Origin of the sequence: Chamaesiphon sp. (assembly GCF_041738855.1) — a bacterium.
Classification (GTDB): Bacteria; Cyanobacteriota; Cyanobacteriia; order Cyanobacteriales; family Chamaesiphonaceae; genus Chamaesiphon.
Genome location: NZ_JBGSPA010000037.1, coordinates 1 through 20,516 on the forward strand (window position 1 = coordinate 1; position 20,516 = coordinate 20,516).

Genomic DNA, 20,516 nt, shown 5'->3' on the forward strand with positions numbered 1-20,516 from the left:
ATTTAAATCAATGTTTTTTCAACTATTAATGATATTGATGGTGGATTTTAATGTGCCAAAAATTGAAAAAATTCTGCTGTTAGCCTAAAAGTGTTGAAATGCCTGAGTTTGAGGAGACAAAACTTCATCGAACTCAGGTTATGAAGATGTCCGAGTACTAATACTCGGACAAGATCCCTACCATGGCGATAATCAAGCACATGGATTGTGTTTTTCGGTCAATCCTGGTGTCAAAATTCCACCGTCATTAGTCAATATCTACAAAGAACTCAACAGCGATCTCGGATTACCCATCCCCAATCATGGCTACCTTGTACCGTGGGCAAAACAAGGGGTGTTGATGCTCAATGCGGTGTTGACAGTGCGGGCACATACACCCAATTCTCACAAGGATAAAGGGTGGGAAACTTTCACAGATACAGTTATTACCAAAGTCAACCTCAAAACCGAGCCAGTGGTATTTGTCCTCTGGGGTGCTTATGCTCACAAGAAACTAAAACTCATCGATACCGATAGACATACTGTGATTCAATCTGCCCATCCATCGCCACTTTCGGCGCGGAATGGATTCTTTGGCAGTAAACCTTTTTCGGCAATTAATACAGTGTTAAATTCTGTTGGTCAACCAGAGATAGATTGGCAGATTCCCGATCTTTAAGTTCGTAACTGCCGATATTCATCAGAATTTTACCCGACTTGGTTCTACTACTTTGACAATGCGATCGAGTGGTTGTTTGCGTTGCTTGCCAGAGAAGACATTGACTTGATAAACGATCGCATTGGTGATGTCCAGCGCAGTCATCCAGCCACTTTTGCGGTGATATGCACCTGTTTCGATATTGAGCCAGCCGGGGCCTTGAGCGACTTCGCCAGGACGGACACCTGGCAGTGTGAAGGTAATCGTATGTCCAGTAATGATGACTTTATCGGGAAAATAAGGAAAGTGATTGCTGAAGAATTTTTCTCTAATCCAGCAGAATTGTTCGTTGTTTTGCTTGTCTAACGACTTGAATGGATCGACTCCCGCATGGACTAAAAATACATCACCCAAGTCTAGATAAGACGGCAAACTCGCAAACCAATCGAGATCGGATTGGGGAATGCCAGCATCACCATAGCTCTCTAGCGTCGTGTCACCACCAGATGGCAACCAGTGGCGCAATGACATCTCATCGACAACGCCATTGTTAAATGATGTCAATAACATCACTTCATGGTTGCCCATCAAACAGGGATAATTTTGCTCCCGAATCCATTTGACAACCTCAGCACTTTTGGGGCCACGATCGATGACATCTCCGAGAAAATATACCCGATCTTCAGCGGATGTTTTACAAAAATCAATCAGTTGACGTAAACCATCATAGTGCCCATGAACGTCACCAATCGCGATCTGTCGGGGTAGCGAGCTGTGTTTCTTTTGAAATAAGTTAAACATAGAGTGGTTGGTGCTGGGTAATGTCAGTCGATGAGAGACTGAGATGTCAGCCACCTGGTATTGCTAATATTCACACGCTGGAGGTAAATAGCTCGGTTACCGGGGATCGGTATTGCCAAATCTTTGCTCTACTTCTTCATTATTACTCAATTCCTCGTCCCCGCGCTTCTTACTGGCGATCGCTGCACTCGATCTAGCCGACAGATGAGGCGAATGGCTGACGATCGCCACCTGCAAGCAGCCCACGGTGCGACTACTCCGATCGATAAGTGACTAGTCGCTACATTGGTGAGGACAGATCCCCGACTGCCGAGAGCAGTCGGGGATCTCGCGTCATTACGAATTGTGACGGCGGTGGAGATTTAACTCGGCTTGGGGAGCGGGATTGGGAGCTAGTTGTCGCCGCCAGTTTTCGACCCAATCGGGATGAAGAAAGGCAATGACGATCGTCACAGCAGCGAGAAAGCCGATCCCAGTCGTCATCCACAAGAATAAATTAATGGCGCGGTTGAGTCTAAATTTGGCATCCGAGGCTGAGTGCTGTGGTGCGGATCGCTCGATATTGGCGAGTTGGCTGCTAGCAGTTGTCTCGGCAGTTGGCGATACTTGACAAGACATCAACACTAGGGAGATATTATCTTCCCCATTGTGTTGATGAGCCAGAGCCAGCCAGGATTGGACGGCTTCAGTGAGGGGGATATCTGCCTCCAGAATCCGCTGTGCATAATCTTGCCAAGAACTCTCAACGAGATGGCGATCGCTCAAACCATCGGAGCAGAGTAATAAAATCCCCTCCTCGATCGCCATAAATCGCTGGACAGTAGGTACGATCAGCTCTCCAGGCTTCATCCCCAATGCTTGGGTGAGGGCGGTAGCGTCGGGGCGACTGGCACTATGCCAGGGCACATCTCGACCTTGCTTGACTTCGCGAGTCGCGATATCATCATCGATCGTCAAGAGTTGGCATCGCTGGGGGGTGATCCAGTAAGCCCGACTATCGCCGACATGGGCGATATAAACTTCATGGGAATAGCCAATGCCTTGAGGAGTTGAAATCGGCTGATTGACTTGGATCGCCATCACCATCGTCGTACCCATGCGGCGACGCTCTGTTCGTCCTTGGCTTTGGTTTTGGACGGTGATGGTATTGTTGGCAACGCGGACGATCGCCGCGATCGTACTACAGATCTGCTCGGGAGAGACGATTTCCCGACTGTTCGCCAGATCGGCGACGAGACTCTGAGCCTGGATTTTGAGTAACTTCACTGCCATTTGACTGGCAACTTCACCCCCATCATGTCCGGCTACTCCGTCGCAGACGATCGCAATTTTCCCACCTGTGGGATCTTGAGCCAGTTCTAGCGGCGTGGGATAATACGAATCTTCATTGTGTTGGTGAGTCGCTCCTGCATCCGTACCGCCAGCGATCTGCCACTTCAAGGGTAATTGGGCGGCTTGTTCGAGCACGATCTGATTCAGTGTCGCGGCAACATTCCGAAGTGATGCCTGTTCCGCCTGCATTTTGATAAATAGGGCGCGCAACCTGTCGTCGATCTCTGGGGAGGTGCCAGTCAGGGTTTGGAGCCAGAGTGTGCCCAGTCTAGAGAGTGTGACTTTGGTACCTGTCGCATCATCGGGTAGCAGTTCGCACAATCGCAGACACCACCCATCAACGCGGAGATTGTCCATCACGACGAGACTCGACAGGACACCAGTTCCTGCTAGTGGTGCCCACAACTCGATCGCCTGCCACAACCAGTATGCCTGATAGAGTGGTGTTGCCGTACTCCAAGCTGCGATCGGACTCGGTAGCAATTTGCCATCACTATCGATCGGAATATTGTCGAGGAGGGGGATGTCGAGGACTTCACCCGATCGGTTGAGGGAGCAAAAGCCGTGGATGTGGGGTAAGTGTAGCTGATACTGATACAGATGCGCGTAGGCTAGAGCCTGACGCGGTAGGGGCGATGGGACATCAGGTGGTTCCTGGGGCTTGGTATCTAGCCACAGTTGGGGAGAGATCGCATGATATCGATCCTCAACTAGTCTGCCAGCAGGAATCCAAGTTGCTTGTTGCTCGGCAGCCCAGAGATAGCGAGACACCAATGGTTGGGCAGTAGTCATAGGTTCGGAAATCGGGGGCAAAAAGATCGATCTAGCTAAATCCAATACGTCATTTTAGTAATGCAATATTGGCGGCATTAATTTCTGTAGTTTACGATAGAAATCGAGCATTTAGAAATCTGTTGGTAATAGATATCACCGATCGTCGAACTGTCTTTCAAAACTCGGGGTCGGGGCAACTAAGAAATTGCCCCAACCCCGAATTTTTAAGCTCGAAAGCCGCTGTCTTGATTCGCTGATTGGTGCAACACATGCGGAGGAAACCTCCGCGTGATTGCATCCGCAAACCGTCGGGGAACAGAGGCGAGCGCGAATCGCTGTCAACTGTCAACTGTCAACTGTCAACTGTTTAAATCGATGGCACGGTAAAATGAAACCGACTACCGCGATCTTTGCCCGCAGATTCTGCCCAGATTTCGCCGCCCCAGCCATTGACGATCTGCCGACAGATTGCCAGTCCCAATCCAGTGCCACCCGTAGTTCGGCGCAGGGAACCCTCCGCTTGATAGAACCGCTCGAAGACCATTTGGAGTAATTCGGGGGCGATACCGCGTCCGGTATCAGTGATGATGACTTCGAGCATTGATTCGATCCGTGCTGCTTGGATGCCGATCCGATCGGTACCCGTCGTAAATTTACAAGCATTATCGAGCAGTTTGGTGAGGACTTCAACTAGCCATTCGCCATCAGCTCGCACAAAGGGCAAATCGGTGGGAATGTCCACGATGATTTTGGGAAGATCGCGGTTATAGCGACGGGCATTCAAACCACTGAGGGCAAGATCGATGCACTCTTCGAGGGAGAGCGGTTCGGGATGCCATTGAATCCGACCGCTTTCGAGCTGGGAGAGGGTGAGAAAGTCTTGAACGAGTTTCCGCATCCGTTCGGCGTCGCCGAGGGCGGTATTGAGCATGACTTGCCGCAGTTCGAGGGACATATCCGGTTCGGTTGCCAGACTTTCGAGACAGACTTGGATGGTAGATAGAGGCGTGCGTAGCTCGTGTCCGGTGATGGCGACTAGATTGGCGCGGGTGCGATCGAGTGCTTCGAGTTGTTGGTTGAGATATTCCAGGTTGGTGTATGATTCGGCTTGGATCAAGGTGCTGCCGATTTGGGTGGCGATCGCTTCAACGAGATTGATGGTATCATCCGACCACGGTAGGGGCGATGGGTCATGTTGATGTAGTTCGACGATTCCGAGGATTTTGTCTTGGTGCAGGACGGGGACAATCAGCCAGTCGGTGATGCCTAGCTTGGTGAGGGTCCGCTGCCAAGTTTTGGTAATATTGACTTCAGCCAGAGATGTTGATTCGTGAGTTTTGACTACCGCTTTGAAGATCGGATTATCGGCGAGATTCCAGGATTGACCGATCGAGGAAGGTAGTTCGGGATTGGCGCGATATTCATGGGCGATGGTAGTCTGGCGATCGTCTACATGATACTGATAGATCAAGCACCGACTGACTTTTGCTGCTTTACCGATCTCCTGTCCAGCGACGTGAAGGATATCTGCCGAATTGAGGGAGCGGCGAATTGCACCTGTAATGGTATTGACGAGCCGTTCGCGTTCTTCTTTTTCTTCGATCGAGCGATAAGCTTTGAGGAGTTTGTATTGGCGCGCTTGGAGATATGTCACCAATCGCTGCACAAATGCGTCAGCACTAGCTGAATTGTCTTCGGGTATAGTAGGAACTGCAACTAGGTATTCTTGCTTCGCCTGGAGGATTTTGGCGGCTAGTTCGGGGCGATAACCTTGAATCCGATCGAGTAAAATATGGGCGGCGGCGATCGTCACTTGGCGATCGAATGTCCAAATCCCCTCAAACCGCCGCGAAGCATCGATTTCTGGTAAAACTGGCATGTCTGAAGATGGCCCAACTTTTTCCCGACAGATCAGGCAGGCTGCCGACTGGGCACCGATGGCGATCAAATGCCACTCACTTCCCAACGCATCAGTGCTCTCAAATGGCACCAACTCATATTCCTCCAGCCGATCGCTAAACTCAGCATCTGGTGCCGCTAGGACATATACTTGGTCGCTAATCTCTCCCAGCCGCCGATAGCGATGCGCTTCTTGCCGATAAAACTTCTCTTGCTGAAAACTGGCAATCAGCAACGGCCGATCTGTACCTGCGAGGACTCGATCTTCCATCGCATGTGATAGAGCCGTGAGCGAAGACTTAAAGTACAAATGCGATCTCAGTTGAGGCATTTGCCGCAGTAATTCGCTTAAAACCGATCGTGGATTACTCACTATAATTCTTTTCCCCTAGGGCTGCGGCAGGGCTGGGGCGGCGATCGTTACTATCGAGGATACCGAGCGACATCAGGACAGTAGGATCTTGGGCTTACCGATTTCTATATTACAGAAAAATCAGACCGAATAGCTACTGGATCGGGTTTTCACGCTGATAGCTTCACTATTATTTACCATCACAATGCTTGACAATCGATCGCTGCAAGGTAATCTATGTGCCAATTGCCAATCACGATCGTCCATATCAGCTCGAAACTACCAAGTGAGAGTGAGTTTGGAGCGGGAAATTACTGTTGTGAGCGGAGATTTTCTAGTTGAATAGACTCGATCGAATTAGCCAGCACTCGTGCTATAAAAAATTTGAGGCTGAGGGGGCATAAAGTTTCAAAACCCCCTCACCTCAAATTTTAGGTTCGATTACTATCGACACAAGACGCTCGATTTAGGACTCAGGCGTGGGCACTAAGTCTAGTTCGGGAGCATCGCTTGCCTTGCTAGGGTTACTACTATTGTCTAGATCGAACTTCGTTTTCGAGACGGCGATCGCAAATACTAATAAACCAAACAGCGGCTTTGCCAATACGTCAGCGATCGTGTAACCAACTTGAACGCCCACCGTTGCCGAGGTACCAGCAATCCCAAATACAGGCAGCAGGTAAGCAATCGGGTAAACACCCCAAGAGAATAACAGTAGTAGCCGCATATTCCGAACTATAGACTGCACCTCGACAGGTTGACGTTCGAGAGACTTGGACAATTCGACCCACAATACATAGAGAATGTAAGCGAAAGGAACCGTACTGACAGCACCCCAAATTAGGCGAGTTTTGATAACTGCTGAAATCTCGCCAGGATAGCCAGTGACAATCATCAAGACTGATGCGATGACCAGTTTGGTGAGCAAAGGTCTTGACTCCTTGCCTGATAGTGCCAGCACTGCAACTGTTTCCACCAGTAGCAGCGGTACAGTCAACAGCCAATCCACATAACGGTAAGCATCATTAAATGGTGCGCCAGTTAGAGTGTACACGCCATTTTGGAGGCTATAGGCTTCATCCCAACTGTTGAAGATCCGGAAGTAATGATAGCCAGCGATACTGACGACGATCGCGGATACTAGTAGTGCTAGTCGATATTTTGCACCCACTTGTGCCTGAGCGTTTAGGAAAAACAAGGCTGAGGCAAACATTGCGGCGATCGCAAATGAGAAGGCATTGTAAACCAAGTTGAACTGGCTGGAGGTCAAGGATTGAACCGTTGATACCCGACTAGGAATATCGTCTGTCGCTAAGACTGCTCCGAGCAGATGGAAGTCTGATATGAAAGAAACTGCAATCATTAGTAGTGTTATCTCTAGTGAATTTGGCTTGAACTCACGCAAATTGCGGTTGAGTTCATTAGTTTACGAATCCTTTTTGAGATTAAAACCCTGACTTGTGTGGAAGCGAGCGATCGACAAGAGAACTATCGAAGCTCTGTCTAGACTCGAACTAAGTATCAATCGAAAACTCAACCTGTTTGAAGAAATTGTTAAGTCTTCATCGCGATCGGTATTTTTGATCGCCAGCCAATCTATTTAACAACAGTGGTAACGGTTTGGATGAGGTTATAAAAATGTAGAACGCCTTGACCAGAGAGATATTCAGTCAGAAGCGCAGCTACAAAACCCAGCATGGCAAATCGACCATTCCAACTTTCAGCTTGAGGAGTGAAACCCCAACGCCATCCATTAAGATCGACAGCAGTAGAGGATACCTTTGGTGAAGTTGTCATAATTAATCCTTTTGGATATTGTGAGTGTGAGAGCTAGACCGACTCCTAACAGCATATTTGATTCTTATATTTAAATAAGTGGGTAATTACCACCGCTAGATCGGTTTGACTTATCGCTCTATCTGCGTTATCGATCGAGAAAGAAAGATCCGATTACCTACTTCACTAGTATTATATCTTCTTGCAATTGTTGTCATTAACTAAAAAATATTGACATTTATAAATTAATCATTGAGAATTTACCTCTCGAAAAATTTAACTATCGATGGAAAATCTACTTCGACCGTACCATCATCAAAATTGAACTAGTGTTATGTTGAGACTTGTTACAGTAGTTCAACAGCCTCATCCTCACATGCAGAACCAAAACATGGCTCCAATCTTTAATCCCGAATTTAATCACTTTCAAAAGATCGGTGCGACTCAAGCATGGTCGCTGTTCTTCTCAGCTAGCAACAAAGATCGACTCTTAGGCTCAGATACCAAGACTGGCAATTATCTGACGTTTGGTCTGTTCGGGGCGGCGGTTGCTTATGCCATCGAGATTGTTGTTGCTCACTCGATGTAATTCACACCAGAGCAGGTTTTGCCCACGGCTTGCTCTGAGTCTAGACTGCGGATCGATCGACTTAGCGATACTTCAAGATCGAGGCTCATTGCAGTTCGACGATTCGCATCACGCCAACGCCGTGACGGTTATCCGATCTGCATCTTGAAAATAAAAATTGGTAAGATGTCAATAGATTGTTATAAAAGTTGATATTAAATCTTGAATTAGTAATTAACCGATCGATCGGAAGATTCCAAACTAGCGGAACACACCGGATCTCAATCCCGATCTGCTGTGTGTCGATCGCCACCCCAACTGTTCCTGATATTAACTAACACCCCAAAGCATGTACGACTCCATTGACAAAAACAATCCTTTTGACGAGCCTAGCTCGGCATTAGACATGGATCTCCTCACCAAATTGATCCGTCAACAGACTCAGAGCCGCCCGCTGTTCGAGAACATCGCTATTCTGGGTTGTGGCTATGTGGGCAGCGCAGTCGCCGACTATTGGCAAGATCGCGGACATGATGTGACGGGTACGACCACCAGCCGCGAACGGGTAGCTGCACTTTCAGGAATGGTCTCAAAAGTAGTCTTAATGAAAGGGGATGACCTCCCAGCGGTACAGTCCCTCCTCGCAGGTCAAAGCACTTTGCTAGTAAGCGTTGCGCCCACTGGTTTCCAAGCAGCAACTGATGCGACCTATGCAGATACTTACATCACTACTACGCAGAATTTGGTCGATGCTCTGGCTCAAGCTCCGAATGTCAAGCAAATCATCTACTTGAGTAGCTGCTCTGTCTATGGCGACAGGCAGGGCGCATGGGTAGATGAGACGACTCGCATCGACCCACTGGAGCACAACAGCCAAGTACTGCATCAGTCCGAACAAATCATCTTGCAAGCAGCCAACCACGACCAAAAAGTCTGCGTGCTGCGCCTGGGTGGTATTTACGGCCCCGAGCGGGAGCTAGTTGGTATGTTTGGTGGGATGGCTGGGATGACGATGCCCGGAAAGGGGGATCGGTTTATTAATTGGATTCACCGCGATGATATCATCGGTGCGATCGAATTTGCACGGTTAAATGAGCTGGAGGGCATTTACAATCTGGTTGATGACAGCCAGCTCACTGTCAAAGAACAAGTCAAGCGGGTCTGTTCCGCTTATGGTCTACCACCCGTGCAGTGGGATACCTCCAAATTAAGTCTTCAGCGCAAGAGCTTACAAGTCAGTAATCAGAAGATTAAAGCAGCCGGATACGATCTCATTCACCCCCAACTCCTGGTTTGAGGGCATCACCACTATCGCTCTGTGCGATGAGTCATAGCTAAATTACCATCCACAAGCTTACATTCAGCTTTGAGCACAATCTACTCACAATCTAATTATCAATTATGGATATTTCCACCGGACTTAGCTTCGAGCAAGAGTTCAGTTTGAGAGTTTACAAACAACAGGTCGATAGTCTCGATCTACCAACAACACAAGACCTGTTGCTAGAGGTACTGCGCCAATCGATGGTCAAAGAAAATTTATTTAAAGAACTAATTAAAAATGGTATTTAAATAGTTGACAGTTGAGAGTTGACAGCTAGTCGGGTGGGTAGTGGCTCGTGCCTTGGAGGGAACCTCCAGAACAAGCCAGACAAGACACTGCTTATCGCGACCATTATCTAAGTTTCAGGTGATTGCTATAGCAATCCTAAATTCGATCGAGCTTCTGATTTAGGATTGCTATATTCGATAAATATTTGCACTTAGCTACGTAGTACAACTATTTAGCTATTCTTTTGGGTACGGGTGAAACGATCGAATCGGCCTGAATGGTTTTGAGCACCCGATCGGCAGTTTCTGCTGGCTTTCCGGCAATAGGAAAAATTAATATACTCTTAATTTTCGGATTATTTACTAGTTCTTTCAATCGAGGTAATTGACTATCCGTAATAGCGACTCCAGCGTAATTAACTGCATAGTTTAATTCTGCTTGAAAATTCTTTTCATTATAATTTTGAATAAAGACGCGATCGACACCCCACCGTTCCCAATCTGCTGCAAAATAACGCTTAGCCCAGTAGGGATTGTGGTGACAAAGATCGAACTTCACAGCCGGATTTGCGGCTTTCATTTCTGAAATCATTTGCCGTACAAACTTGGTCAGACTCGCCGTGCGATCTACTTTACCTGGGAGTTCAGCATGATAGCCTAGATAGTCATCCCATTGCACCGCATCAATTTGGGGATATTTAATGACAAATTCTGCTAGCATTTTTTTGAAGAGATTCGCAACTTCCGGCACCTCGACATCCAAGACATAATGCTCGACCCTAGCATAAGTGCGATCGACACCAGGGACGAGCCACTTGTTAGCGATCGCGCGCTCGAAAATTGGACTATCTTTATCGATTTTAATCCCTTTCTCGAAATAGGCATGAACCTGCATTCCCTGCGTGTGTGCCTCATCGATCGTCCAATCTAGCCACCGATTTTGAAACTGATTGAGACAACTTTTAGTTCCCAATATTTGCTGCATCACTTCACTATTGTACATCGTACAACCATTACCCCAGACGCCATGAATAATCGTATTGATACCTTGCGAATGGTAGTAACGTACTCTCTGGCGGATGGTTTGTTCATCGGTATTATTGGTGATTTGATAGCGACTCACATACAGACCTCGAATGGCTTTTTGTTCCCAGGGTGTGGGGCGTGAGCGGGGAGCCGTAACTAGTGCGGGAGATCGCTGTGTAGATGAGACTACAGGCGATTTAGTTGCCAAAACTTGACGATCGGCGGTCGTCCCAATTGGTGATGGTGCTAAAGTTGCACTAACTGTCGGTATGGATGGCGGTACTCGATTTGTGGAGAGATGGGGAAAAAGACTGGCGATCGAATTTGAGAAGTGAAAATCGGGGAAAAGCTTGGTAATCTGGGCGATATTGCCCTGTGCAATCAGCCACCAATAGCCACCACCAAGGATGAAAAGGATGACAGAGAGCGGAATTTTCAGACAGCCACAACCTGGTTTTTGTTGTTGATTTGTCATATTTGGGTGATGGCGCGATCGAGTTTTGGCACGATCTTACCCGATCGACACCAAGGAAAGTAATTGACACACAGATGCTCAAATTAGCTAATTAGGTCACCACAATGGGAATTATATGTGAAGAGCGATCGTTGCGACCTCGGCTAGCTCGGAACTACCGCAAGTGTTTATCAGTCACAGTGACGATAAAGTGCGATCGCCAGATCCTCAAGCTAGGAGCGCAACAATCAACTCAGATCGATCCGACAGTCGATCGGCAATCTAATCTAGTGGCGGAGCTGTAAGATAGCCCAGGGGTGATGCTTACCCAAGTTAAGACCTAGATGTCAAATTCGTGGTATCTTACCACAGAGTCCTAAAGTGTCGATCTTTGGCAGCAAACAGCAACAATCTGCCAGATCGGTTCATCTGATAATGAGTGCTAGCGATCGACTCCGGCACACAATCCGCTGTCGCGATATCACCTGCGAGCACCATCATTATGTTCAGTCGATCCGCTGTTTTTCAAGCTTGAAGATCGCATCACCGCCATCGGTGTCCGGCAATTACGTTAGGTCTACTTCGCAAACGAGTTCACTGTCAGGGATGTAATATAGTGAGATTTCAGTTTTTACTCTTTAGTGTAGTTAGTTTCTGTTTATTGGCTGTGCCCGCTGATGCTGGTCAATTGGCATCGTGGAAGTTCGATCCAAGTAGAAATCGCTTGGATTTCAAGACTGATGCGGGGGTTCAACCCAAAGCAGTCATGTTATTCAATCCGACCCGACTAGTGATCGACTTACCAAATATCAGTTTTGGTAAACCAACCATCACCCAAAAATTAACAGGTAACTTCAGATCGTTACGTGTGGGTCAATTTGACGGCACGACGACTAGATTGGTATTGGAACTACAACCTGGGTACACTCTCAACCCCAAACGAGTTCAGTTTACAGGCGAAAATCCGATCGATTGGTATGTGATGATTCCAGTACCCGAACGCGCAGCGGCAACCATTCCCACCCTAGCCCCACAACCAAATTCGCCCAGATAATCCGCAGCAATAGGAGTTAAGTACTTTGAGATATAACTGGTTATTACCCAGCGTTGTTAGTTTCATGATGGTGTCACTGCCAGCAACAGCCGCCGAAATTCTCTCGTGGCAGTACAATGCCGCCGAAAATCGGATTGACTTTACCACCAGTGCCGCCGTGAAACCCGAAGCACAAATGCTGGCTAACCCCAGTAGATTGATTATCGATCTGCCAGACACGAGACTCAATCAGCCCACCTCCTCCCAAGTGCTCAGTAATGGGATCAAATCCCTGCGAGTCGGTCAATTCGATCCTGACAGGTCGCGGATGGTGTTGGAACTCGATCCAAAATACTCGATCGATCCGCAACAAGTGCTAATTCAAGCCAGCACCGCCAGACAATGGTCGATCCAGCTTCCCACTCCCCAACCGATCGAATCTTTTCCGCGTGGTGCGCCCAGTGGAGCTGTCGCTGTCTTTAATGAAAACGGTCAAGTCGTCGTCGCCCAACCGTATCGTCCCAAGCCTGTGGTAACGACGGCAAGTACCCCACCAGTCGTTACCTCAACATCATCTGTCAATTATATTGCCCTCGATCCCACTCGGACGGGGATCTTGGTGCAGGCCGATCGGCAAAGTAGGACACAGCTCAAATATACTACCAGTTTCGATCCGCGTGCCAATACCTATCGGATTACGATCCCCAACGCCAGACTCGCTCCTGGCTACCAGATTCCAGGAGAATCACAGCGTTATCTCTCCGTCAGTGCCCAGGGAGACGAGATCGCCCTCGTCGTGCGCCGTGCCGATGGGGTCAAGGTCGATATCGTCCGCCAGTACCTGGATAGTCGTTGGGTCTACTTACAGCCGCTCTCAGACAATAACAGGATCGCCAATCGTCCCCCCACCGAGGTACCGATTAGTGTACCCAAAATCATCGACCGTCCCACTCCCAAACAAGATACTTCGCCTGTAGTCAGACCGAGCAATGGTCGGGTGCTAGTGATGCTCGACCCTGGGCATGGCGGCAAAGATCCAGGGGCAATTGGCTTGGGCGGGTTGAAGGAAATAGATGTAATTTTACCCGTTGCCAAGCGAGTCGCCGAAATTTTGGCAAAACAGGGGATTGCGGTGAAGATGACCCGCAATAGCGATTATTTTGTCGGATTGGACGAGCGGGTTACGATGTCGAGAGAAGCTGGAGCGACACTATTTGTCAGTATCCATGCCAACTCGATCGACAATCGTCCAGATGTCAATGGCTTGGAATTATATCACTACAATCTCGGTCGCTCTTTTGCCGAAACCGTTCACAGTACGACTGTAGATTATGTAAATAAGAATGGTTTCTACCTCAACGATCGCCGCGTTCGCTCGGCACGATTTTTGGTCTTGCGTAAATCCGCCATCCCCGCTATTCTGGTCGAAATGGGTTATTTGACTAACGAAGCCGAGTCAGCACGCCTCCGCCGTGAGGATTATCAAAAAGTGATGGCAGAAGGCATTGCTAAAGGAATTATCCAGTACATCAAGGATCGCAATTAATTATTGTCGATCGACTAATTATTACATCTACTCGATCTTTTCACAGCTATATGCAAGAGCGTTTTACTGCTACCCGACAGCTTCAGCACGAACAAGTTGCCAGAATCGGCGTATTTGACAGTGGGGTGGGCGGATTGACTGTCTTGCAAGAAATATATCGCCAACTTCCTCATGAGTCAGTGTTGTACTTTGGCGATACAGCTAGAGTCCCGTATGGTACCCGCAGTGCTGCCGAGATTTTAAGATTTACGCGTGAAACATTGGATTGGATGGTGCAGCAGCGGGTCAAGATGGCAATTATGGCTTGCAATACCAGCTCTGCCCTCGCCCTCGAAACCGTCCAGAGCGAATACGACTTGCCGATTTTGGGGGTGATTCTACCTGGAGCTAGAGCCGCAGCTCGCCAGGGACAGCGGATTGGGGTAATTGCTACGCCAGCGACAGTCGCTAGCAATGCCTATCTCAGAGCGATTGGTGAAGCCAATCCTGAAGCGCGGGTGTGGCAAGTCGCTTGCCCAGAATTTGTCCCCATTATTGAAAATAACCAGATTCATGAGCCACATACGCTGGAAATCGCCACAGAGTATCTGCACCCACTACTCGATCGCTCGATCGATACTTTAGTCTATGGTTGTACTCACTATCCGCACCTCGAACCGATCTTCCGGCAATTTATCCCTCACATGGTCAGATTTATCGATCCTGCTGTTGCCGTGGTAACCGCCGCCGCCAAGGAACTCAATGTCCTCGGCATCCAGAGCCATAGCATGGCTGCATCGACCAAATTTATTGTCAGTGGCGACCCCACGCAGTTTACGCGGATTGCCACCCAGTGGCTACCCACTCCACCCCTCGTCCAACAGATAATTCTCCCTCCAGTTACTGTCTCCTGAGCTAGGTGTTAGGTATTAGGTGTTAGTACCAACCCTGCTACCTAGAGCCTAAAGCCTAAAACCCAAAGCCTAAAGCCTCAAGCCTAAAACCTAAAGCCTCAAGCCTAAAACCTAAAGCCTCAAGCTTCAAGCCTCAAGCCTAAAACCCAAAGCCTCAAGCCTATTTCCTATGTAGAGGAAAAATAGCTTAGAATGTATGTAAACTTTCGTAAACTCATCCTCTGAGCCGCTCGATCGATGACCTCAGTGAAATCCGTATTTACTCCTGTCGAAGCTGACCTCCAAGTTTTGACAGAGAACCTCAAAAAATTAGTCGGTGCCCGTCACCCGATCCTTTACGCAGCAGCCGAACATCTCTTTGGGGCTGGTGGCAAACGCTTGCGTCCAGCCATCGTGCTACTGATTGCGCGGGCGACGATGCCTGGTGAAGAAATCACCCCGCGTCACCGCCGACTCGCCGAAATTACCGAAATGATCCACACGGCAAGTCTAGTCCACGATGACGTGGTAGATACTGCCGAGACACGGAGAGGTGTGCCTACGGTTCATAGCCTATTTGACAATCGGATCGCAGTATTGGCTGGGGATTTCCTCTTTGCTCAGTCGTCCTGGTATCTAGCCAACTTGGACAACCTCGAAGTCGTCAAACTACTGTCCCAGGTGATCATGGACTTAGCTGAAGGCGAGATTCAGCAAGGATTGAATCAATTTGAAACGGATTTTTCGATCGAAGCCTACTTAGAAAAAAGTTACTACAAAACCGCTTCTCTCCTCGCCAATAGTGCCAAAGCGGCTGCTTTACTCAGCGATGAGTCCACAGCGATTTGTGAGCAACTATATGAGTATGGGCGGAACTTGGGACTTGCTTTTCAGATCGTCGATGATATCCTCGATTTTACTGCCTCAGATGAAGTCTTGGGCAAGCCTGCTGGCTCAGATCTGGCAAGTGGCAATCTTACTGCGCCGACGCTGTATGCGATGCAGGAATACCCTCAACTAGTCGAATTAATCGCGACCGAGTTTGAAGACGCAGCGGATTTGGAGCAGGCTCTAGCCCTCGTACGGAGTAGTCAAGGGATTTCCAAATCTCGCGACCTCGCCAAGCATCATGCCCAGTTGGCATTGGCTCAACTAACGGGGTTAGCTCCCTCAACTTCGTTGCAAGCGTTATTCGATCTGTCGGATTATGTATTGAAAAGGTTGTATTAAAATGCTGGTATCGGCGTAACTGCCGATTTTAACCTTGAAATCGGTGAAGATGATGACCCAAGCTACGCTCACCCAACTAGATTGTGACGAGCGATCGAGTAGTTACCACGATCTCGATTGGCATCAGTTTAAGCTGATTCAGGCAGGCTTTGCATCAGTTCGCGGTATCCGCCTATTTGACGATCGCTATACACTCGAAATTCTGATGCCGGGACGTAATCAGCAGTGAGATTCCCGAACTGATGACTCTCGATATCGATCTACTTACCCGATGTGTCTTGATGGCACAAACATCGCGCCTAGCCGCAGCAAATGAGTTTCGTGATTCACTCAAGTTAGCATCTTAAATTAGCCGAGGGTGGCATCCACTCCGGCCAATTGTTAACAAATTCTTACGCGATCGATCTTGATGAAAGTAACACTAGTTCTAGCAATGACCGCAGATGGTAAGATTAGCGATGTTGCCAAATCACCACCAACATTTAGTTCAGATCGCGATTATGCTCATTTAGTAGCACAAATCGCTTTAGCTGACGCGATTTTAGTTGGTAGCGGTACACTCAAAGATGGTGGTAGTGTGGTGTTGGTAGAGAAACCAGAGTTGATTCAAGCTCGAATCGATCGCGGACAACCAGCACAACCACCGCAGATTATTTGTTCTCGGAGTGGGAAAATTGACGCAGAGTTACCATTTTTTAGTCAACCGATCGATCGCTGGTTATTAACCACCAAAAAAGGTGCATCAGCTTGGCAAGAGAGTGAGGGTTTTAGTCGCGTGTTCGAGTGCGAAACAGCTGACGGGAGCGATATTGACTGGCAAGCTGTGACAATCGAATTGACAAAGTTAGGACTCGAACATATTTGCTTTTTAGGTGGCTCGGAATTAGCGGCGAGTTTATTTGCGGCTAATTTTATCGATGAGCTGTGGTTGACTATTTGCCCAGTTATCTACGGTGGTAGTGCTGCGCCTACGCCAGTATCTGGTTGCGGCTTTACTCCAGACCTAGCTCCTAGACTAACACTGCTGAGTGTCGATCGAGTCGAACAAGAACTATTTTTACACTATCAGGTTCAGAAATAATTTAACAGTCGCTCGGGCGATCGTGGCGTTCATTTAGACTGGTTGTCTGAGTAAAATGAGCATAGCTAAGACGATCGTGGTAGCAATCTATGCCTGAAATTAAAACCTATCTCGAACTCTCGGAAGATACTGGCAGCGCGCACAAGTTTTATGAAGTCACAGTCAATGACACAGACGTAACGATTCGTTATGGTCGGATTGGCGATACCGGACAGAGCAAAACAACTAGCTACCCTACCGCCGAGAAAGCGACTATGGAAGCCACCAAGAAGCTCAACGAAAAACGTCGCAAAGGTTATGAAGCAGCAGTCGCGGGAGTTCGTCAAAAACGAGCCGTCACTAGAAGATCGATCGTCAGCAATCAATCGACTGCCAATCAAGCTCCGGTATTATGGCAGTTTAACTCTGGTGCGTCCGCATTTGGGATTTTTGTCAATCGCGATCGCTGTTGGGTGGGTAATGAGAATGGCCAAATTTTTGCGCTCACACCCACCGGGAAGGTACTCCAGCAGTTCAAATTACCCGATGGGGTCAAATGTATCGTCGCTGACGATACCTGGCTGTATGCGGGCTGTGATGACGGCAAAGTCTACGATCTCAATGGCAAAGTGCCCCGTGTCGCTTATGAGATTGCCCCTGATGTCGATATTTTTTGGTTAGATATTGCCGACGGTATTTTGGGTGTATCTGATGTCAATGGCAAAGTCACCATAATCAACCATGAGGATGAATCTCAGTGGACGCGCCAGAGTAAAGGCAGCTCTGGCTGGATGGTACGCTGTGATGAAATCGGCGTTTATCACGGACATAGTAGTGGTGTAACTATGTATGACTGGGATGATGGTAGTGTCATTTGGGATCGCCAGACAGGTGGTGCTGTATTATTTGGTTGGCAAGAAGAAACTACTATTTATGCAGGTACTGGTGACGATCGCGTCTATGCTTTTAGTAAGACTGGGGTCGCCGGACAAGTTTATCAATGTGATGGTACTGTGTTTTCCTGTGCCGCTGCTGCCGATGGCAAGTACGTGTTTGCTGGGGACAATTATTCTTCGATTTACTGCTTCAACGATCGTGGCGATCGGTTGTGGAAGCTAGCTACAGGCTGCGGTTCGGCATTTTCAATGCAATTTTTAGACGCTCGACTTTACATCGTCACTACCGACGGCACCCTCGCCTGTATCGATGCTAGCGCAGCAGCCATCCAGTCAGCACAAGCAGGTACTGTACCAGCAGTAGTCAATGTCAAATCACCCAAATTAGCTGCAATTTTACCTTCGACAATCTTAGAAAGTACCGTTAGTCAGGATGGCGGCGTCATCGTTGAGTGTGTGCCCGAAGGTGTCAATTTGCGGATTCGCGTAGTCTCGGATGGGTACAATCCGAATTGGAATGTGCAGTTTCCCAAGAACCTACGGAAACAAGGCTCTCGCTATGTTGTCGATGCGGTGCGAGAGTCGGAAAGAGGTGGTTTCTACCGCGTGTATGGAGATATTAAAAAGTTGACAGTTGCGGATGCAATCACGCGGAGGTTTCCTCCGCATGTGTTGCACCAAGCAGACAGTTGACAGTTGCGGCGCGCTCTGGAGGTTCCCTCCAGGTATAGCGCGACAAGACAGACAGTGATTCGCGCTCAACTGTCAACTGTTTACCCAATTGTCCCTAAATATCGCTGGAGATATGGTGAAAATACCTCGTAAATGAGCGTCAATGGTTGACCGCGATGCCAGAATAGATAGTGACGACCCCAAAACGGCCCTGTTTCACCAAAGGCTTGAGTCAGTGCTGGCGACTCGCCATAATATATCCCCTGGACATCCCGATACAGTTCGGTACGCAACTTGGCTAAACTCGCCCAGATTGGTAAAGATTTATTCTCTAGATACTCATCCACATGTCGAGCTTCCCACCACGAAGTAGCATAAGCCAATCTCTGTCCCGAAGCAGTGCGGAGCCAGACTTGACGCCGGATTCTCGGCCCTGGTACTACTGCTAGAGAATTCGGCGCACTATCATTGTCCATGCCGATCGCGGACATATCAATCACGTCTACCTCTGTCGGTTCGCCCGTGAGTAGTTGGAGATGTCGCGTCGGCGAACCATCGCCAAGCAATAACATTTGCCATGCTGGGGGTAGCTGTTGGTGTGGTAAGCCAGTTTGGACTACTTCAGATCCACCTTGCCAGATGGGACTGAGGGCATTCCAGTGGGTAATAATGAGCGAACTTTCACTAGATTCGGTCGCGATCGTCACAACGGTTAATAAATCTTATTATTCTCTCATACCATCATAGACCGATTTAGCCCTGCGGGGAGCTAATGTGGGCTAGAGATTGGTTGAGATCGCGCCGACGGGACAAGTCGGGATACACTGCTCGCAGACGATACAACGCGATCGCGTAAAATTGAGCTTGAAAGTCTCAGGTGCCAAATTGAGAGCTTCAGTGGGACACACGCCAGTACATAGCCCACAATCGACACAGACATCCTCATCGACAAAGATTTCTTTATTGGCTGTCGAAACTTGGATGCCTTGCGATCGCATCCAATCGATGGACGCATCGAGTTCATCGATATCTCCAGCTAGCTCCACCACCAGTTTACCGATTTGGTTGGGAGCTACTTGGGCGCGAATGATATTGGCGGCGATATTAAAATCTTTTGCCAGTCGATAGGCAACTGGCATCTGAATCGCTCGTTTGGGGAAGGTCAGAGTAACCCGTTTTTTCACTAGGTTTTAGGCTTTAGGTTTTAGGTTTTAGGCTTTGGGTTTTAGGTTTTAGGCTTTAGGTTTTAGGTATGAGGGGAAAGGGTAAAGGAAATATAGCCATCCACCATCCACCATCCACTATCCAGCATCCCCCCTAAAATCCGACTTACCCCCAGTCTTACTAATCAACCGGATATTCTCGATTTGCATCGACTTTTCCAGGGCTTTTGCCATATCGTACAGCGTCAAAGCCGCGATCGATACTGCCGTGAGAGCTTCCATTTCCACACCAGTTTCTGCTTTGATCGTCACTGTCGAGCGAATTTGGAAGCCTGGTAACTCGCGATCTGGCGTCACAGCTACCAATACCTGACTCAAGGGGAGTGGATGACACAATGGAATCAGATTGGCAGTTTGTTTCGCAGCCATGATGCCTGCAATCCGCGCAATCCCAATCACGTCACCTTTGGGCGCATTGCCTGCCAGAATCGCCTCTAGGGTACTCAGAGACATGCGGACTTGTCCGCCAGCGACTGCGGTGCGTTTGGTGATGGCTTTGTCGGCGACATCTACCATCATCGCTGCGCCGCGCTCGTCCAAATGTGTCAGTTGCGCCGTTGGCTCAGATTTATGCTCGTTGGAAAAGTTTTGCACGATCGGGCTAAGGTATGTTATGATTGTGTACTGGACTGGGGCGAGTAGCTTAGTGGATAGAGCGTCCGGCTACGAACCGGAAGGTCGGGGGTTCGAATCCCTCCTTGCCCACTACTCCAAACTAAAAGGTTCGATCGCCCGATCGAGCCTTTTTAGTTTTTAGGTTGTTTGAGACATGCGATCGTCGGCACAGGACGAGGGCAAAGTAGCTCAATGGATA

At 48.5% G+C, this 20,516-nt stretch carries 21 protein-coding genes, 1 tRNA gene and 2 pseudogenes; 14 read left to right on the forward strand and 10 right to left on the reverse strand.

Annotation, left to right across the window (positions count from 1 at the left end; all coding sequences use genetic code 11):
• Positions 1 to 139 precede the first annotated feature (139 nt).
• Positions 140 to 658: pseudogene (gene ung, locus ACEW9I_RS04655) on the forward strand (uracil-DNA glycosylase); the annotation flags it as partial.
• Between the two features lie 21 nt (positions 659 to 679).
• On the opposite strand, the gene ACEW9I_RS04660 reads toward ung, so the two are convergent.
• The 6 genes from ACEW9I_RS04660 to ACEW9I_RS04685 all read right to left on the reverse strand — a co-directional run bounded on the left by ACEW9I_RS04660 (position 680) and on the right by ACEW9I_RS04685 (position 7,592).
• Positions 680 to 1,438 (reverse strand): metallophosphoesterase family protein, encoded by a 759-nt coding sequence (locus ACEW9I_RS04660; protein WP_373539238.1) that lies wholly within the window; start codon positions 1,436 to 1,438, stop codon positions 680 to 682.
• Positions 1,439 to 1,534: 96 nt separating this feature from the next.
• On the reverse strand, positions 1,535 to 1,684 hold the full coding sequence (locus ACEW9I_RS04665) for a hypothetical protein (RefSeq protein ID WP_373539200.1): 150 nt from the start codon (positions 1,682 to 1,684) through the stop codon (positions 1,535 to 1,537).
• 90 nt (positions 1,685 to 1,774) lie between these two features.
• Positions 1,775 to 3,562: a PP2C family serine/threonine-protein phosphatase gene (locus ACEW9I_RS04670; RefSeq protein WP_373539201.1), complete on the reverse strand. Its 1,788-nt coding sequence runs from the start codon at positions 3,560 to 3,562 to the stop codon at positions 1,775 to 1,777.
• A 349-nt stretch (positions 3,563 to 3,911) separates the two neighbouring features.
• On the reverse strand, positions 3,912 to 5,816 hold the full coding sequence (locus ACEW9I_RS04675) for a DICT sensory domain-containing protein (RefSeq protein WP_373539202.1): 1,905 nt from the start codon (positions 5,814 to 5,816) through the stop codon (positions 3,912 to 3,914).
• A gap of 445 nt (positions 5,817 to 6,261) precedes the next feature.
• Complete coding sequence (locus ACEW9I_RS04680; protein WP_373539203.1) at positions 6,262 to 7,158, reverse strand: bacteriorhodopsin-like; 897 nt, start codon at positions 7,156 to 7,158, stop codon at positions 6,262 to 6,264.
• A 233-nt stretch (positions 7,159 to 7,391) separates the two neighbouring features.
• The gene (locus tag ACEW9I_RS04685; RefSeq protein ID WP_373539204.1) at positions 7,392 to 7,592 is read right to left on the reverse strand and encodes a chlorophyll a/b-binding protein; all 201 of its coding nucleotides are present in this window, start codon (positions 7,590 to 7,592) and stop codon (positions 7,392 to 7,394) included.
• Positions 7,593 to 7,905: 313 nt separating this feature from the next.
• Here ACEW9I_RS04685 and ACEW9I_RS04690 point away from each other — a divergent pair, with 313 nt between their 5' ends.
• From ACEW9I_RS04690 to ACEW9I_RS04700, 3 genes are all read left to right on the forward strand, one after another.
• On the forward strand, positions 7,906 to 8,160 hold the full coding sequence (locus tag ACEW9I_RS04690; protein ID WP_373539205.1) for a hypothetical protein: 255 nt from the start codon (positions 7,906 to 7,908) through the stop codon (positions 8,158 to 8,160).
• 328 nt (positions 8,161 to 8,488) lie between these two features.
• Positions 8,489 to 9,436 carry an SDR family oxidoreductase gene (locus ACEW9I_RS04695; protein ID WP_373539206.1) on the forward strand — a complete coding sequence of 316 codons (948 nt, stop codon included), beginning with the start codon at positions 8,489 to 8,491 and terminating at the stop codon, positions 9,434 to 9,436.
• Positions 9,437 to 9,540: 104 nt separating this feature from the next.
• Positions 9,541 to 9,711 (forward strand): NblA/ycf18 family protein, encoded by a 171-nt coding sequence (locus ACEW9I_RS04700; RefSeq protein ID WP_373539207.1) that lies wholly within the window; start codon positions 9,541 to 9,543, stop codon positions 9,709 to 9,711.
• A gap of 208 nt (positions 9,712 to 9,919) precedes the next feature.
• On the opposite strand, the gene ACEW9I_RS04705 is transcribed toward ACEW9I_RS04700, so the two are convergent.
• Entirely contained in the window at positions 9,920 to 11,191 is a 1,272-nt protein-coding gene (locus tag ACEW9I_RS04705) for a family 10 glycosylhydrolase (protein WP_373539208.1), read from the reverse strand.
• 104 nt (positions 11,192 to 11,295) lie between these two features.
• On the opposite strand from ACEW9I_RS04705, the gene ACEW9I_RS04710 reads away from it, so the two are divergent.
• From ACEW9I_RS04710 to ACEW9I_RS04750, 9 genes and pseudogenes are all read left to right on the forward strand, one after another.
• Positions 11,296 to 11,475, forward strand: a complete 180-nt coding sequence (locus ACEW9I_RS04710; RefSeq protein ID WP_373539209.1) for a hypothetical protein — start codon at positions 11,296 to 11,298, stop codon at positions 11,473 to 11,475.
• Between the two features lie 362 nt (positions 11,476 to 11,837).
• The gene (locus ACEW9I_RS04715) at positions 11,838 to 12,224 is read left to right on the forward strand and encodes an AMIN domain-containing protein (RefSeq protein ID WP_373539210.1); all 387 of its coding nucleotides are present in this window, start codon (positions 11,838 to 11,840) and stop codon (positions 12,222 to 12,224) included.
• A 25-nt stretch (positions 12,225 to 12,249) separates the two neighbouring features.
• Positions 12,250 to 13,749 carry an N-acetylmuramoyl-L-alanine amidase gene (locus ACEW9I_RS04720; protein WP_373539211.1) on the forward strand — a complete coding sequence of 500 codons (1,500 nt, stop codon included), beginning with the start codon at positions 12,250 to 12,252 and terminating at the stop codon, positions 13,747 to 13,749.
• A gap of 50 nt (positions 13,750 to 13,799) precedes the next feature.
• On the forward strand, positions 13,800 to 14,642 hold the full coding sequence (gene murI, locus ACEW9I_RS04725) for a glutamate racemase (RefSeq protein WP_373539212.1): 843 nt from the start codon (positions 13,800 to 13,802) through the stop codon (positions 14,640 to 14,642).
• 237 nt (positions 14,643 to 14,879) lie between these two features.
• Entirely contained in the window at positions 14,880 to 15,851 is a 972-nt protein-coding gene (sds, locus tag ACEW9I_RS04730) for a solanesyl diphosphate synthase (protein ID WP_373539213.1), read from the forward strand.
• Between the two features lie 49 nt (positions 15,852 to 15,900).
• Positions 15,901 to 16,080, forward strand: coding sequence for a hypothetical protein (locus ACEW9I_RS04735; RefSeq protein ID WP_373539214.1), 180 nt, complete (start codon positions 15,901 to 15,903; stop codon positions 16,078 to 16,080).
• Positions 16,067 to 16,198, forward strand: a pseudogene (locus tag ACEW9I_RS04740) (Uma2 family endonuclease); the annotation flags it as partial. The gene ACEW9I_RS04735 and the pseudogene ACEW9I_RS04740, both read left to right, overlap by 14 nt.
• 62 nt (positions 16,199 to 16,260) lie before the next feature.
• The gene (locus tag ACEW9I_RS04745) at positions 16,261 to 16,932 is read left to right on the forward strand and encodes a RibD family protein (protein ID WP_373539215.1); all 672 of its coding nucleotides are present in this window, start codon (positions 16,261 to 16,263) and stop codon (positions 16,930 to 16,932) included.
• Positions 16,933 to 17,021: 89 nt separating this feature from the next.
• The gene (locus tag ACEW9I_RS04750; protein WP_373539216.1) at positions 17,022 to 18,500 is read left to right on the forward strand and encodes a WGR domain-containing protein; all 1,479 of its coding nucleotides are present in this window, start codon (positions 17,022 to 17,024) and stop codon (positions 18,498 to 18,500) included.
• Between the two features lie 80 nt (positions 18,501 to 18,580).
• Here the strand turns inward: ACEW9I_RS04750 and ACEW9I_RS04755 are convergent, their stop codons facing one another.
• From ACEW9I_RS04755 to moaC, 3 genes are all read right to left on the reverse strand, one after another.
• Positions 18,581 to 19,186 carry a chorismate lyase gene (locus ACEW9I_RS04755; RefSeq protein ID WP_373539217.1) on the reverse strand — a complete coding sequence of 202 codons (606 nt, stop codon included), beginning with the start codon at positions 19,184 to 19,186 and terminating at the stop codon, positions 18,581 to 18,583.
• Between the two features lie 72 nt (positions 19,187 to 19,258).
• The gene (locus tag ACEW9I_RS04760; RefSeq protein WP_373539218.1) at positions 19,259 to 19,663 is read right to left on the reverse strand and encodes an NIL domain-containing protein; all 405 of its coding nucleotides are present in this window, start codon (positions 19,661 to 19,663) and stop codon (positions 19,259 to 19,261) included.
• Positions 19,664 to 19,780: 117 nt separating this feature from the next.
• Positions 19,781 to 20,296: a cyclic pyranopterin monophosphate synthase MoaC gene (gene moaC, locus ACEW9I_RS04765; protein WP_373539219.1), complete on the reverse strand. Its 516-nt coding sequence runs from the start codon at positions 20,294 to 20,296 to the stop codon at positions 19,781 to 19,783.
• A gap of 38 nt (positions 20,297 to 20,334) precedes the next feature.
• On the opposite strand from moaC, the gene ACEW9I_RS04770 reads away from it, so the two are divergent.
• A tRNA-Arg gene (locus tag ACEW9I_RS04770) sits at positions 20,335 to 20,407 on the forward strand.
• Positions 20,408 to 20,516: the final 109 nt, after the last annotated feature.